Origin of the sequence: Photorhabdus noenieputensis, from assembly GCF_018448935.1 — a bacterium.
In the GTDB taxonomy this organism is placed as follows: Bacteria; Pseudomonadota; Gammaproteobacteria; order Enterobacterales; family Enterobacteriaceae; genus Photorhabdus; species Photorhabdus noenieputensis.
The window spans coordinates 55,918-70,824 of the sequence record NZ_RCWC01000019.1; the positions used below are offsets into that span (position 1 = coordinate 55,918).

Genomic DNA, 14,907 nt, shown 5'->3' on the forward strand with positions numbered 1-14,907 from the left:
ATCTAAAATCAATCTTGCGATCTTTCTCCATTTCATTGGAAGGGAAGCTTTAAAACAAAATAAAAGGAATATGATATGAGTACGCCTGATACTGTTCTTTATACTCAAACCCCAACAGTCAGCGTGTTAGATAATCGCGGCCTGTCCATTCGCGATATCGGTTTTCACCGTGTTGTGATCGGGGGGGATGCTGACACCCGCGTCACTCGTCACCAGTATGATGCCCGTGGACACCTGAACCACAGTATTGACCCACGCTTGTATGATGCAAAGCAGGCTGATAACTCGGTGAAGCCTAATTTTGTCTGGCAGTATGATCTGGCCGGTCATGCCTTGCGGACAGAGAGTGTCGATGCTGGTCGTACTGTGGCATTGAATGATATTGAAGGTCGTCCGGTAATGACGATGAATGCGACAGGTGTTCGTCAGACCCGTCGCTATGAAGGTAATACCTTGCCTGGTCGCTTGTTATCTGTGAGTGAGCAAGTTTCCGGCCAAGAGATTTCTCAAGTGACAGAGCGCTTTATCTGGGCTGAGAATACAATCGCAGAGAAAGAGTATAACCTCTCCGGTTTGTGTATCCGCCACTATGACACGGCGGGCGTTACCCGGTTGATGAGTCAGTCACTGGCGGGTGCCATGTTATCCCAATCTCACCAATTGCTGGCTGAGGGGCAGGAGGCTAACTGGAGCGGTGACGACGAAACTGTCTGGCAGGGGATGCTGGCGAGTGAGATCTATACGACACACAGTACAACCAATGCCATCGGGGCTTTACTGACCCAAACCGATGCGAAAGGCAATATCCAGCGTCTGGCTTATGACATTGCCGGTCAGTTAAAAGGCAGTTGGTTGACGGTGAAAGGCCAGCGTGAACAGGTGATTGTTAAGTCCCTGAGTTGGTCAGCCGCAGGTCATAAATTGCGTGAAGAGCACGGTAACGGCGTGATTACCGAGTACAGTTATGAACCGGAAACTCAACGTTTGATGGGTATCACTACCCGCCGTACCGAAGAGAGTCAATCAGGAGCGAGAGTATTGCAGGATCTCCGCTATAAGTATGATCCGGTGGGGAATGTCGTCAGTATCCATAATGATGCCGAAGCCACCCGCTTTTGGCGTAATCAGAAAGTGGAGCCGGAAAATCGCTATGTTTATGATTCTCTGTATCAGCTTATTAGCGCAACAGGGCGTGAAATGGCTAATATTGGCCAGCAAAGCAACCAACTTCCCTCGCCCGCTATGCCTGTTCCTGCCGACGACAACACTTATACCAATTACCTGCGTACTTATAGTTATGACCGTGGCGGTAATTTGGTTCAAATCCGACACGGTTCACCCGCGACTCAACATAGTTACACCACAGATATCACCGTTTCAAACCGCAGTAACCGGACGGTATTGAGTATATTAACGACAGATCCAACCCAAGTGGATGCGCTATTTGATTCCGGCGGTCATCAGAAGACGTTAATACCGGGGCAAAATCTGGATTGGAATATTCGTGGTGAATTGCAACGAGTAACACCGGTGAGCCGCGAAAATAGCAGTGACAGTGAATGGTATCGTTATAGCAGTGATGGAATGCGGCTGCTAAAAGTGAGTGAACAGCAGACGGGCAACAGTACTCAAGTACAACGGGTGACTTATCTGCCGGGATTAGAGCTGCGTACAACTGGAGTGGCAGATAAAACAACCGAAAGTTTGCAGGTGATGACGGTAGGTGAAGCGGGCCGCGCACAGGTAAGGGTATTGCACTGGGAGAGCGGTAAACCGGCAGATATCGACAACAATCAGGTGCGCTATAGCTACGATAATCTGCTCGGCTCCAGCCAGCTTGAACTGGATAGCGAAGGGCAGATTCTCAGTCAGGAAGAGTATTATCCGTATGGCGGCACGGCGGTATGGGCAGCGAAAAATCAAACAGAAGCCAGCTACAAATTTATTCGTTACTCCGGTAAAGAGCGGGATGCCACCGGGTTGTATTATTACGGTTATCGCTATTATCAGCCTTGGGTGGGCCGCTGGTTGAGTGCTGATCCGGCGGGAACCGTGGATGGGCTGAATTTATACCGGATGGTGAGGAATAATCCCATCACATTGACTGACCATGACGGATTAGCGCCGTCTCCGAACCGTAATCGGAATACATTTTGGTTTGCTTCATTTCTGTTTCGTAAACCTGATGAGGGAATGTCCGCGTCAATGAGACGGGGACAAAAAATTGGCAGAGCCATTGCCGGCGGGCTTGCGATTGGCGGTCTTGCGGCTGCCATTGCGGGTACGGCTGGCGCGGCTCTCCCCGTCATTCTGGGGGTTGCGGCCGTAGGCGCAGGGATTGGGGCGTTGATGGGGTATAACGTGGGTAGCCTGCTGGAAAAAGGTGGGGCATTACTCGCTCGACTCGTACAGGGGAAATCGACGTTAGTACAGTCAGCGGCGGGCGTTGCTGCTGGGGCGAGTTCAGCCGCGGCTTATGGTGCGCGAGCACAAGGTGTAGGTGTTGCATCAGCCGCCGGGGCGGTAACGGGCGCGGTGGGATCATGGATAAATAATGCTGACCGTGGGATAGGTGGCGCTATTGGGGCCGGGAGTGCGGTAGGTACCATTGATACCATGTTGGGGACTTCCGCCACTCTTACCCATGAAGTTGCGGCAGCGGCGGGTGGGGCGGCTGGTGGGATGATTACTGGTACACAAGGGAGTACCAGAGCAGGGATTCATGCCGGTATTGGCACCTATTATGGTTCTTGGATTGGTTTTGGTTTAGATGTCGCCAGCAACCCTGCCGGACATTTAGCCAATTACGCCGTGGGTTATGCCGCTGGTTTGGGGGCCGAAATGGCGATCAACAGAATAATAGGTGGCGGATTTTTGGGTAGGCTCTTAGGCCGGGCTGTCAGCCCATATGCTGCTGGTTTAGCCAGACAATTAGTGCATTTCAGCGTCGCCAGACCTTTCTTTGAGCCGATATTTAGTGTTCTCGGTGGGCTTGCCGGTGGCATTGGAACTGGCCTGCACAGAGTGATGGGAAGAGACAGTTGGATCTCCAGAGCGCTAAGTGCTGCGGGTAGTGGTATAGATCATGTTGCTGGCATGATTGGTAATCAGATCAGAGGCAGAGTCTTGACCACAACCGGGATCGCCAATGCGATAGACTATGGAACCAGCGCTGTGGGAGCCGCACGACGGCTTGTCTCTTTGTAGTCAACATTATTAGAAATCTCCGTCCAATATTGGGCGGAGATTTCCGGGTGGAATGCGGTTACTTTAATATCAAAAACAATTTAATTTTTTAATACGCTCATAATACTCATGGCTTGCTCTTTATCTTTTACCCCCATTCTGAATGAAGGACTTAAAGGAGTTTGAATAGTCGCCGTGACAAGATGAGTACCTTTAAATGATACTGTCATTTGAGTGCCGATATTTTTATTGATTAAAGCATCAAAATGAGGAAAGCATTGTTTATCGTTTTTTATCGCTATTTCTATCTGGTCATTACCGCCTTCATCTGGCCCTAAATAATTGATTTTATCGGTACAAACGTGAGTTAAGATAAAATTGCCACCGGATGAAAATGCAAATTTCAATCCCTCTTCTGCTTGTGTTTGTCTGTTTGGGATGTTTTTACCGGAGCACCCGGTTATTACAGAGAGAAGTAATATAATAACAAACAAATTTTTCATGATTTCAACCTCAATTTAAGGTGGAATTTCTTTGTCCACGTAATGATCTCGATATACCCGTCATCTTTCAAGTTGCTTCTTTGTTGGCTGCACTCACTCACCCCGGTCACATAGTTATCTATGCTCCCGGGGATTTACTCTCTTGCCGCCGCGATGCATATTGAAAGATAACGGGTATATAATCCAAAACCAGATTAGGAGTAATTATTGCAATAATACCGATAGTAATTCGAATTGAATAATTTAATTTTTTCTTCTACGTTAATGAAGGAAATTCGCTGAAATCTGTTCATTAGATGAGCTTGACAAAAGTATCGTTGTCGAATAATTCCTGTCTGGTTAGGGAGCGTTACGTATTCGGTACAATTAAGGTTGCCTAATTAGCTTACAATGTGGGTTTATGCAAGTATTATTGCGCCGATGTTTAATATCTACAGGCGGGTCAGAAAATAGAACTTGTTTTAAACACCTCTTAGACGCCATATAATAACTTCTTATTTTCCATACAAATTCAGCTAACAGGATTATGTTATGAGTACTAAAGTTACACCTATCCCATCATTTGGTCGTGAAATGGCTCTCAATGAGTCAACTGTTCTGATTGATCAGGAGCACATCAACACGCTAATAGAAAAGATCGATATTTCGCAACCTGCGGCGGTGATCAGCTATGGTGCTCAGTCTATGGGAGGGATTGCCCGTTTTGCTGATACGTTATTGGAGAATGTAAAAACCAAAGAAGCTGATGAGGTAGGCCAAAAACTCTCGGATTTGGTTATGTTTATTCGTGAACATGATGCGTTGTCCCCGGAAGAGAAAAGTAGTCGCTTTCTGAGAAAATTACCGTTGATCGGCGGGATTTTTAAGAAAGCTGAACGCACTATGATTGATCAAAAGACGCTAACACAACAGGTCGATACCATCGCCACTCATCTGGATAGTGCAATGCTTAACTTGCTGCGTGATATCACTGTGTTAGATCAACTCTATGATCGCAATCTAGGTTTCTATAAAGAGATATCGCTCTATGTTGAAGCGGGCAAACAGAAGTTGCAACAGATTAAAACGGTGGAGTTGCCCTCATTACAGAGAAAGGCTGAAATGTCTCAAGATATGATGGATGCGCAGAGTGTTAAAGATCTGCTGGAAAATATTAATCGCTTTGAACGCCGTCTTCACGACCTGGAACTGTCAAAAACCATTGCTATACAGACAGCACCGCAGATCCGGATTGTACAAAATAATAACCAGCAACTGGCGGAAAAGATCCAGAGTAGCATCCTTTCTACATTGCCAATCTGGAAAAGTCAGATGGTACTCAATCTGTCACTGAAAGCTCAGAGTAGAGCGGCTAAATTGCAAAAAGAGGTGGCCGATACGACCAACGAATTATTACGCAAAAATGCTGAAATCCTGCAACAAAGCAGCATTGCAACGGCTACTGAAGTGGAACGCTCTATCGTTGACATTGAAACCTTGCGTGATGTGCAGAGCCGTTTAGTCAATACGATTGAGGATACAATGCGCATTGCGTCAGAAGCGCGCATTAAGCGGACTGAGATTGAGAAAGAACTCTCCTCAATGGAAGGTAATTTACGTCAGCGTTTAACTGCGGCGGCTAATGCACAATATTAGTCATCTCATTAGATGCTTTCCTGACAGTAATAGATATTAAGAAGAGTAAAATACCCTATGCCTACACCTCAATCATCGTCTGACCGTGATGCGGAACAGTATCAGGAACAGGAAGTAGTGTCCCTGTTCGGTAGCATCAAGCGGTCTCTGTCACGTGTACTGTTTCATATCAAAGTCTTTATCCTCGCTTTTATACTGGCTTGTATTGTTTTGTATACTCCTTGGCCTTTTTTGGCCTTGCCTGCGGGTGGTGGTCATATTTCCACCATAGTGGTGGTATCAGTCTATATCGGATTGCTGGCTCTCTATCCGTCACGTCCATATAGGCCGGCGACTTTGGCCGGTTGGTTAGTGGTGGTGTTGAGTCCGCTGGCGGGGCTGTGGGCCGTTGCCCCGTTGTTTGGCGGGTTAGCGGCTTTGTTCATCACGATTATCAGACAACGTAAACTAGAGGTAAGCAAGTTCCCGTTATTACTGATAATAGCGAGTACTATTGCCGCGTTGTTTAGAATTGATGCCCATGCGATTCCTGTTTGGTTTGGTGTCGTATTTTTTGTTGTCGTGCTGGTAACGGTGTTGATGGAGCCTTGGAATAATTTTCGACGGCAGAAAGCGCTGCAACAGCAACAACAGATGGTTGCTCGTCAACAGGCAGAGGAGCAGCGTCGGCAAGATGAGACACGGGCAGAGTTTGCTGAATACTATGAGCAATTGGCTCAGATCAAGCGTTATAAGTCTGGTGTGGCGTATGAGATGCAGGAACTGGTTAGCCTGATTGAGGAGAAAACGCAGGCGATCATTGGCTGTATGCAGGCAGATGCCAGGGATGTCACTCCCGGTAAGTTATTTCTTAACCGTTATTTGCCAATGATTGTCAAGGCATTGGAACGTTGTGTTTTGTTAGAAGAGCAAAACGCTGATAGTGCGCAATTCGAAGAGGTGAAATCCCTAACTTATCAAGGGATACAGGAAATGAGTGTAGTATTTAGCGAAATGCACCAGCGTCTACTAGATAACGATATCGACGATCTATTGGTCGATCTAAAAGTAATGAATCAGTTGATCCGTACCCAAGGGTTTGGGCGCTAAGCATGATTAAAAAGGTTGAAAAAATTGATGGCAATTATTGCATGAGCTTGTAAATAACTTGAATTCTGGATAAAAAATTAAATTAAGTGCCTGTTCCAAGATCAGAACTTTCGACCAAGAAAAAGACGATCTAAGTCAGGAACAGGTATGCACAAATTAGTTGAACTTTTCAGTGATATCGACAATTTTTCTCGTGTTTTCATTCCACAATGGTTCTCTATTTCTTCTCCCAATTTTACTTTTGTGTACAGAGTCCAAATGCTGTGCTGCTTGGCCGTTGCCAGTGAGAAGGTGAAGAATTGCGGCACTACAACAGGTCATCTTAGAGTTATTTGATTGTGATATCAGACATTTGTTACATTCTCAGAGGAATTGTTCTGCCAATAAGAGTGCCGCGATGATAATCATTATGGTGCCGGATACCTGGCCGACAATGTGCGCGGCCTGTGGGCGGGTTTTTAGGATTGCCCGGGAACCATACCCGACTATCAGATAAATTACACCACAACTTAAAATGTGAAGCAGACCCAGTGCCATAATTTGTACCGGGATCGGCCAGTCGGCTGTCGGATCGGTGAACTGCGGCAACAGTGCCAGGAATAGCAGGAAGACTTTCGGGTTCAGGCCACTGACACAGAGTCCCTTTATCGCCCATTGGGACTTGGAACCTATCTCCCGCTCATCGCTGTCTGTAGGTACGGAAGGATGACGGATCATGTTAATGCCAAGCCACAGCAGGTAACCCGCTCCGGCTACTGTTAACACTGTCATAGCGACTGGTGTACCAGCAACTAGTGCTCCTACACCGGCTGCCACAACAACTGTCGCAATGAGGTGCCCACACAGTAATCCCATGACCGCAGGAAGTACTACACGACCGTGCATACCCGCAGAGATAGCGTAAGCCCAGTCTGCTCCCGGAGTGATGATAAACAAAACGGAGACAACCCAGAATGCGGCAAACAGACTTAACTCCATAGTTTTATTCCCCAATCAGATTGCAGGGTTACAGCTTCTACAGTCACAAGTTGTAGTGTCTTCCAGTCTGAAAGATTCCTGCAACATGAGTAAATACGCATATTATTTCCACCTTTATTATTCCCATTTCCGGATTACCATTTTGATGAAAAATATAAGTACATCCGGGCTGTTTACATCAGTGGAAAGAATATCCTTCTATCGTTAAAATGTGCTTCCAACTTTGGTTATTTTGATACGGATAAAAGAGAGATCCTTCCAAATGGATAAGATTGATCGCAAGATTCTTGCTGAACTACAGGCGGACGGTCGTCTTTCTGTGACTGACCTTGCTGAACGGGTAGGTCTCAGCCTTTCACCATGTCATCGCCGGGTTCGGTCACTGGAACAATCGGGGATTATCAGAGGCTATCGTGCTCATCTTGATCCTAGCAGCCTTGGTTTTAACTTTTCCGCGATTGTGTTCGTAACCTTGCGTGAAGGGGACAGGTTGGCAATCAGGTCATTTGAAGACGCCGTTACGGAAATACCGCAGATTATCTTGGCGCAAAGGCTTTTCGGTGATCCTGACTATCTCATGCACGTCGTTACGCATGATCTGCCAGCTTTCCAGAAGCTCTATGACGAACGGTTGTCTAGCATGCCCGGCGTTCAGCGCCTAATATCTACCCTCGTCATGAAAACCGTTATCCAGGATCGCCCTCTTCCGTTGACATAGGCATTTAAAGGTTATCAATGAAAGAAACGTGCTCGCTTTGTTCGGACGATTAATTTGATAAATCTCCGTATAAATATTCGCTAACTGACAGGGAGGTCTAAAATATTTCTTTATAATATTTTTAAAGCTTTTTTGTGACGAAATATTCTTTTTTTATATTTTCAGTGTTGATTAGGAGGAAATACGGAATTGCTTATCAGAGAGATATAGCTGGCTCTCTTATATTCGTTTTGCTGTGTTTAGACATGGGCGTTATATCGCTATTTTTCAGGAAGCACTCTAAATAACCGCACCAAAATAGTAGAGCATTTAAGAGAATTATCTTTTGATTTAACTGTTTTGATCTACCGTAAAATGCAAAAACTTACCTAAAAAAACCTGATACCAATAATAGAGATATCAGATAGAGCATTAGGGTTGGTATGAAAGTCGCGACTCGTACTTATCCAACGCGAAAACTCACTTGGGATTTTGATTCTAACGGTAAGAAAATAAAACCTATGACTGCAAAATGTGAACGATTACAACAGCTCGCCGGGCACGTCGATTTTTCGGCTCTTATTCCCCCTTTGTTGGCTCTTCCTGCCGATGAAGCGTTTGCTATCACCGCGGTTTCTCCACAGGCTGATGCTGAGCTGCTACGCACCATCTACAGCCAATATATTACGGAGCATCACGATTGGATAAAACAAGTAGGGGAAGTATGTGGCCCGCCTCCCTGGATTGTTCGTAGCTCAGGTCTGGAAGATGGTACAATTTTCGCCAATGCGGGTGGTTACGTGAGTGTAATTTGTCGTCATACCGCGGATTTTGCTGACACTGTTGGTGAGGTTACTTTCAGTGGATTTGCATCTCAGGCTATCGCACAACAACGGCTAATCAATCCTGATTATCAGCCACAGCCAATCACCTGTTTTGTTCAGCGGTTGATTGAAGGTGTTCCATTCCAGGTGGAACCTTTACAGGCACCCTATCTGACAGCCGATGCATGTCATCGTTTGTATAAAATTATCAGGCAGTTGCATCAACATTTTTCTGAAATTGCGTTGGATACTGAGTGGGTGTTGGAAACCGATCATGGCTTGGTATCAGCCACTGGACTGACCTTGGCCGCTTCTGATGGCGTCCGGGGAGAACTGGCGTTTGGTTTTGGCTTTGCGGCGGCACAATCGCCCGGATCAAGGGTAAACTCAGTCGCCTATCATTGGCCGACATTAACCGCTCCTTTGTGGTATGGAACACAATTACGTCAGGTACATGTAGATAAACTTTGGTTAGTGCAGGTGCGCCCGGCACCCGGTTACACGCTTGAACGTCGTGTTCAACGATTAACTGCCGAAGTACGAACCGAGCTGGTGCGTTGTATGCAAACAGTACCGGTGACAGCACTACTGCCTCCTTCGGCTCCTTCTTTAGGCAGCTTCCTTTCTGCATCGACATTGGATGATGCCTGGTCCCGTTACCTGCGTCTCTCCCCATCTGTGCAAGCGGCGCTTACCGCTGTCTTCGTTGAATATGGGGTGGCTAGTGAACACGCTGGCATCATGTTCCGCCAACAAAATCTGCCGGTTTTCCTTGCACAACTGACGGATATACCCGCTGTTCCTTGGGTAGTCATTGATAGTATGGGGGAATTGGCCTACTTTAGTGCACAAAAGCCGTTTATCGAACTGAAAACGGAAACCGCCGAATCGGTTAATTTGCCTGCCTCAGTACAACGTGTGTTTGACGACAGTGAATCTCTGTCAATAACCGAGCTTACATCTCAGCGTGTTACCGATATTCTGCAAAATACATTGACTGGCTTACCGGTGTTAGCGGAAAAGAGCTATACCATACTTAAACAGCGTACGATTTTCCCAACAGACGCTTGGCTGCAAAATGGTAATGCTGTTCGCAGTCCTAGTTTAACAGGTTGGCTCCTCGCACAGGCAGGAGAGAGAGCGACTGAGTGTTTCCCCTCGGATTGGCAGACAACGGATGCAACGGCAGATTATCTCTGTGCCCTCAGCGCCAAAAATAATCCGCAATCTGCGTTACCGCGCTTATGCAAAGCTATTCCAACACTTGCAGATAGGTTCATCCAACTCAATGATCTGCGCCTAATTATGCAATTAATTAAAACCGAAGCATGGATTGAAAAATTGCCGTCCGTCCAATTAACGTCATTGGTCGATGCTGCAATAACCGCACCGTATAGCGACGCACGCCTATTGCTAGAATGTATACTCCACGTACTTGCAGATACAGAAATTCTGCCCATTTATGAAGATACTGAGCGGTTAAATATCGTACATTCTCTGGTTGGTGCGGCAGAGTCCACGCTTTCTCCGGCCTCTCTATTAGAGATAATATATCACGGCCAACTAGCGCCGACTGCGCTCGCTAGCTTGGTATGCGCCCCAAAAGCGTTTGCTGCCTATCTGGCGTTTTTGACTCCGCTGAAATGTTTTAAGCCTGCCGCTGCATTAGCTGGAGCTAGTGAAGCAGCCGATTTACTGCAAGCTACCGCCAGCCTCATGGAGACTCTTCATAAAGCAAACTTACCGACATTGCAGGGCCTTTGTCGCATTGATCTGGTGAATACTTATGATCTAGTGCTTAAGGCGGTATTAACCGATGTGGTTGATCGGCGTGATCCCATCACATATCAGCGTTATCTGGATCTGCTGAGTGGTTGGATCGCATTTGCCCGACTATCGACTCTTTTTGTCACGGAAAAGGCTGCATTACGCTCTTTCTTAAGATGGATAGAGCGTGCTCGCTATCAACCCATACCAGATAATTTTTTGCTCGGGTTAAAAGAAAACGTTGCGGAATGTTTGGGCGACGACTTCTTACGCTGGCAAGTTTTAATGCCTATTGCCGGCAATATGGCGCCTGATCAACTGCCTATAGAAAATGCTCATCAACTACACAATCTCTTACACCAATGGATGCTGGTCCGCTTCCGAGCTGGAACAGGTTCTGAATTGCCCGCACCTTTACGCAAACTGATAAATATCGCGGATGGCTTTGGTGATGCACGCTCTTGTCTGTTGAGGTTAACACGGAACGTTCTAGAGATTTCATTACCCTTTGTGGTACATAAAGCCAGTTTCCTCTTCTATGAGCAGGAGTTAATCGTTGAATTTGCCGAACTGCCAAACGCTTCGCAAGAGGACATTGGCCGTTTACATGTATTCGAAGCCTTGGCATTGCGTATCGTCGAATGGCAACCTATATGGCGAGTATCACTGAATCGAGTCTGTCAGTTAGGCACTTGGACACTTTTCTTGCGCATGCGGCGTACTGATGGAGCACGTTGGCAAGCTGAGGATCTCCATCAATTGGTGCTCTGGCTACGGGTGCTGTTCGATACAGCTTACGATTTCTCGTATATTCCTAACGATGAAGTTTCACATGTGTATGAAATGGTTGGTCATTCTCCTTGGCCTGAGCTGTTTCGCGCTTATGCCGCTTATCGCGCAGTGGTTGATTTTTCTATTCAACGTATCACAGTCTATTCATTGCCCTTTGCCACAACGCTAGCAGCACTCTGTTTGAACCAGTCTGTGCGTGATGAGGTAATTGGAGCTTGCATTGCCGGTTTTGAAGGTGCCTGGAAAGCCTTTCATTGTATAGTTGAAAAGTTGGAGAGAGCAGATGCTGACCAGAATCAGTGGGAGATCTTTCATACCACAGCCGGACAACTGGGATTGCTGCTTTCAGCGATGTGGCCGGAACAGACACTAATGCGAATGGTACAAGTGCCGCTATCACCGGTTGCCGCTGAGCGAATAGGCGTAAGTCTGTTGCATCGTCGTGACTTGACTCTCACATTGCAACAGCTAATTGCAGAGCCGGAAAATGTCGCTTTGCGCGATTTGGTGTTACACCATGTTCCTGAAATTGCTGTGAATGTAAACTCTGTCGCTACAATCGCAGATGAAATTGCGGTCTGGCAAAGTAAGTTTAAACGCTGTAAGGAATACCTGCTCGCTTATCATGCCGATTTACTCTCTGACAGCCAATGCCAACAATTCGTCAAACAGCTTGGGCTGGTACCTTATGGCATAACTGAGGAAATTGAAACCTATATTCAACGTGCTCTAACTTACACCGCAGCAGAGGTGAAAGGCCGTTTTAAACTAGCGGAAGTTGATCCTATTGCTATTATTCGAGCTATAAATACAGAGGTTTGCGTATGACTGTTCAAGGGGAAATCATGTCAGTATCAGAGAATTACATTCGGCGATTGATTATCAAAGTTGCCTGCGACACGACAGGTGATAGCGCGGAAGAATTAATCGAGCGTGGACGACTAGAGATCCCTGCACGCGATGCGATTGAATTTGTGGTACGACTGGAAGCGCTATTCGATTGTACCTTGGGGTGGCTGCGATATGAGCCTTTGTTGATGGAGATCGATGAATTTTCGGTAATCGTAAGCAATGACCTTAACGCGCGTGTATCTACTGCATCAATGTTATCTCATCCCCAAGAAGACCTTGTTTAAAATTTTGTACAGTTGTCATTTCATGGGCGGTGAATTTCCAGGCCGCCTGTTTAGCACTTTGCGGATAAGTGCTGCTTTTGCTGTTTATTTCTCACGTTCATATATATACCCTATGGATTTAAAGAAGCGTCGCGACAGCAAGAGAGCGAATCCCCGTGAGCATAGCAAACTATGTGACCGGGATGAGTGCAGCCAACAAAGAGGCAACTTGAAAGATGACGGGTATATTGAGTCAGGTGAAAAACAGGAAATAAATCTGCTTAATAAAGAAGAATCTATGTCAAGCCGAGATCAGTTAGCGGAACGTCGTGGAAAAATGAAGAAAATAGCCAGTTTTATTCATTAGTAAATATGGAGATAAATAATAATGACTTCACAATCTATTAAAAACGTTGTCTTAAAAGAGTGGAATGGTGATGCAGAAGAGATAAGAAAAGTTGTGGATATTTGGTATCTTTCTTCAATTAAGTGTCATAATTTTGTGAGTGAGAGTTTTTGGCACTCATGTAAGGAGGATATGATGAATATATATATTCCTAGCGCTGAAACTGTAGTTGCCAAATATGATGATGAAATTGTTGGGTTTATCAGTTTAGTTGATAATATTCTGGCGTCAATATTTGTTCATCCTGATTTTCAAGGTAAAGGAATTGGAAAGAAATTACTATCCGATGCCTTCGATAAAAGAAGTGATTTAGTTCTTAACGTTTATTCAAAAAATAAACTGGCGAGAGATTTTTATAAAAGAAATGGTTTTGTCGAGGAAAAGCAAGGTGTAGATGAACGTACTGGTGAGTTAGAAATTACAATGAAGTGGAATAGCTAATTAATTTTTAAAGATGAGATATTAAAATGGCTGATAGTAGTAATGTACAGGCTCGATACCAGGAGCTGGTGATATACTGAAAACAGAAGAAAAGCTCACTGAATATGGTGACCTTGAAACCGCCTCAATGCTGATTCATCATGCTCATGATGAAATGGGTATATTGTCAAAAATTAATGTTGAACATGTTTTTCATGGTGAAATAAACCGAAGAGGAAATGCAGTTGGTTTTCACCATGAAGCGGGGATTGGTTACCAAGGAAAAGCCATATTACTGCGATCACTGTGCCACCAAATGCTCAAGGTATCTATCGTGGAAAGATAGAAGTATTTAACCCTCAAACTGGACAATGGGTGCAGAAAGGCCCTGAATCGACATTTTTCCCTCAATCATGGAGTAGCCAGCAAATAATGTCAGAAATTAGAGGAGCTCATAAGAATGCTACTATACAACCAAATGGAAAATGGGAAGGGGTATCGCCAAGTGGTGTAACAATTGGTGGCTATTTAGATCGTAATGGAAATATAAATACTGCGTTTCCAGTCCTTTAAGGTAAGGGTAAAAATGAAATATTTTATTGATGAGCGCGGTCATTGCCGTGTTAAAACTGAAATGGAATATCATCTTATATCATCATTTTTAGAAGATGATGTTCAAAGTAGTTTATATGGTGTTAATGCATATATTTCTGCATGTGACTCTGTAAAAAGTGAACACATCCCAGAGTGGAAAGGTACAGGTAACGCCCATACTGTTACCATCAAACCGGATGGCGTTGAAATTTTTAACGAATACACAGAAGAAAGCCTACAGATTGCAACCATAGAAGAATTTAGAGGTTATCTTGAGAAGTGGAAGGAATTACTTCTGAGTAGAGAATAAACATCAAAAGGCCGAAAGATCTCCGTGATCTTCCGGCTTTGTTCTTATTTACCGTGGCGAATACCCATGATAGACCAGCACTTCTTCGTGGCTCAAATGCACTTCCCTTAGCTGTTCAATCCCTGCCGTAATGCATTCCCCCCTTATAGTCACCAATGAGTTCGCGTATACTCAGTTTGATTTCCCTGACAGAATATTTTTAAGCTCTCATTTTTTCAATCAAAGTTTCATAAGGTGTTTTACTTTTCAAGTCACCACATAGTCTGTGATATATGTGATTTGTGATAGTGGTAAAACTCCTTCCCCTCCTATTTCAGCTAAATCTGTCTCTTTTAATTTTTTCTCTGATATTGCCTATATATATTCAATATTAGCAATCCAGTTTTTTTGACGCTATATATCGATGTTGAGCTGAAAAGAGAGGAATATTAATTGCCCTTGTTGTTGCCTGAATTTCCCATTTCTATATGAATTCTTTAGTGTTAGATATTTTTTTAGGTGATGGAAATAATACCTTTGGCGGTAAAGAAGCACTTTATTTAAACACAAATATCTAATCGTTTAATCGTAAAATATTATATTAATTTGGGT

At 44.9% G+C, this 14,907-nt stretch carries 12 protein-coding genes; 10 read left to right on the forward strand and 2 right to left on the reverse strand.

Annotated features, from left to right (window positions below):
- Positions 1-75 precede the first annotated feature (75 nt).
- A complete protein-coding gene (gene tccC, locus EAE91_RS13785) occupies positions 76-3,207 on the forward strand; it encodes an insecticidal toxin complex protein TccC (RefSeq protein WP_214089001.1) in 3,132 nt (1,043 codons plus the stop codon).
- 80 nt (positions 3,208-3,287) lie between these two features.
- Here tccC and EAE91_RS13790 read toward each other — a convergent pair whose 3' ends face one another.
- The gene (locus EAE91_RS13790) at positions 3,288-3,689 is read right to left on the reverse strand and encodes a hypothetical protein (protein WP_214089002.1); all 402 of its coding nucleotides are present in this window, start codon (positions 3,687-3,689) and stop codon (positions 3,288-3,290) included.
- 531 nt (positions 3,690-4,220) lie between these two features.
- Between EAE91_RS13790 and EAE91_RS13795 the strand changes: the two genes are divergently transcribed.
- On the forward strand, positions 4,221-5,324 hold the full coding sequence (locus EAE91_RS13795) for a toxic anion resistance protein (RefSeq protein ID WP_214089003.1): 1,104 nt from the start codon (positions 4,221-4,223) through the stop codon (positions 5,322-5,324).
- Between the two features lie 57 nt (positions 5,325-5,381).
- Positions 5,382-6,413, forward strand: a complete 1,032-nt coding sequence (locus EAE91_RS13800; protein ID WP_244868841.1) for a 5-bromo-4-chloroindolyl phosphate hydrolysis family protein — start codon at positions 5,382-5,384, stop codon at positions 6,411-6,413.
- A 363-nt stretch (positions 6,414-6,776) separates the two neighbouring features.
- Here EAE91_RS13800 and EAE91_RS13805 read toward each other — a convergent pair whose 3' ends face one another.
- Positions 6,777-7,391, reverse strand: coding sequence for a LysE family translocator (locus tag EAE91_RS13805; RefSeq protein WP_214089004.1), 615 nt, complete (start codon positions 7,389-7,391; stop codon positions 6,777-6,779).
- A 262-nt stretch (positions 7,392-7,653) separates the two neighbouring features.
- Here EAE91_RS13805 and EAE91_RS13810 point away from each other — a divergent pair, with 262 nt between their 5' ends.
- The 7 genes from EAE91_RS13810 to EAE91_RS13840 all read left to right on the forward strand — a co-directional run bounded on the left by EAE91_RS13810 (position 7,654) and on the right by EAE91_RS13840 (position 14,316).
- Positions 7,654-8,109: an Lrp/AsnC family transcriptional regulator gene (locus EAE91_RS13810; protein WP_036778185.1), complete on the forward strand. Its 456-nt coding sequence runs from the start codon at positions 7,654-7,656 to the stop codon at positions 8,107-8,109.
- A 422-nt stretch (positions 8,110-8,531) separates the two neighbouring features.
- Positions 8,532-12,299: a hypothetical protein gene (locus tag EAE91_RS13815; protein WP_214089005.1), complete on the forward strand. Its 3,768-nt coding sequence runs from the start codon at positions 8,532-8,534 to the stop codon at positions 12,297-12,299.
- Positions 12,300-12,316: 17 nt separating this feature from the next.
- A complete protein-coding gene (locus tag EAE91_RS13820) occupies positions 12,317-12,607 on the forward strand; it encodes a DUF6137 domain-containing protein (protein WP_214089006.1) in 291 nt (96 codons plus the stop codon).
- Between the two features lie 22 nt (positions 12,608-12,629).
- Entirely contained in the window at positions 12,630-12,953 is a 324-nt protein-coding gene (locus tag EAE91_RS13825; RefSeq protein ID WP_214089007.1) for a hypothetical protein, read from the forward strand.
- Between the two features lie 21 nt (positions 12,954-12,974).
- Positions 12,975-13,433, forward strand: a complete 459-nt coding sequence (locus EAE91_RS13830) for a GNAT family N-acetyltransferase (RefSeq protein ID WP_214089008.1) — start codon at positions 12,975-12,977, stop codon at positions 13,431-13,433.
- Positions 13,434-13,718: 285 nt separating this feature from the next.
- Positions 13,719-13,985: an EndoU domain-containing protein gene (locus EAE91_RS13835; protein ID WP_214089009.1), complete on the forward strand. Its 267-nt coding sequence runs from the start codon at positions 13,719-13,721 to the stop codon at positions 13,983-13,985.
- Between the two features lie 13 nt (positions 13,986-13,998).
- Positions 13,999-14,316 carry a YacL family protein gene (locus tag EAE91_RS13840; protein ID WP_214089010.1) on the forward strand — a complete coding sequence of 106 codons (318 nt, stop codon included), beginning with the start codon at positions 13,999-14,001 and terminating at the stop codon, positions 14,314-14,316.
- Positions 14,317-14,907 lie beyond the last annotated feature (591 nt).

Excerpts from the sequence above, each read along its gene's own strand:
- EAE91_RS13795 (WP_214089003.1), top strand. The coding sequence starts at position 4,221 with ATGAGTACTAAAGTTACACCTATCCCATCATTTGGTCGTGAAATGGCT.
- EAE91_RS13805 (WP_214089004.1), bottom strand. The coding sequence starts at position 7,391 with ATGGAGTTAAGTCTGTTTGCCGCATTCTGGGTTGTCTCCGTTTTGTTT.
- EAE91_RS13800 (WP_244868841.1), top strand. The coding sequence starts at position 5,382 with ATGCCTACACCTCAATCATCGTCTGACCGTGATGCGGAACAGTATCAG.
- EAE91_RS13815 (WP_214089005.1), top strand. The coding sequence starts at position 8,532 with ATGAAAGTCGCGACTCGTACTTATCCAACGCGAAAACTCACTTGGGAT.
- EAE91_RS13790 (WP_214089002.1), bottom strand. The coding sequence starts at position 3,689 with ATGAAAAATTTGTTTGTTATTATATTACTTCTCTCTGTAATAACCGGG.
- EAE91_RS13810 (WP_036778185.1), top strand. The coding sequence starts at position 7,654 with ATGGATAAGATTGATCGCAAGATTCTTGCTGAACTACAGGCGGACGGT.
- EAE91_RS13825 (WP_214089007.1), top strand. The coding sequence starts at position 12,630 with ATGGGCGGTGAATTTCCAGGCCGCCTGTTTAGCACTTTGCGGATAAGT.
- EAE91_RS13830 (WP_214089008.1), top strand. The coding sequence starts at position 12,975 with ATGACTTCACAATCTATTAAAAACGTTGTCTTAAAAGAGTGGAATGGT.
- EAE91_RS13820 (WP_214089006.1), top strand. The coding sequence starts at position 12,317 with ATGTCAGTATCAGAGAATTACATTCGGCGATTGATTATCAAAGTTGCC.
- EAE91_RS13840 (WP_214089010.1), top strand. The coding sequence starts at position 13,999 with ATGAAATATTTTATTGATGAGCGCGGTCATTGCCGTGTTAAAACTGAA.
- tccC (WP_214089001.1), top strand. The coding sequence starts at position 76 with ATGAGTACGCCTGATACTGTTCTTTATACTCAAACCCCAACAGTCAGC.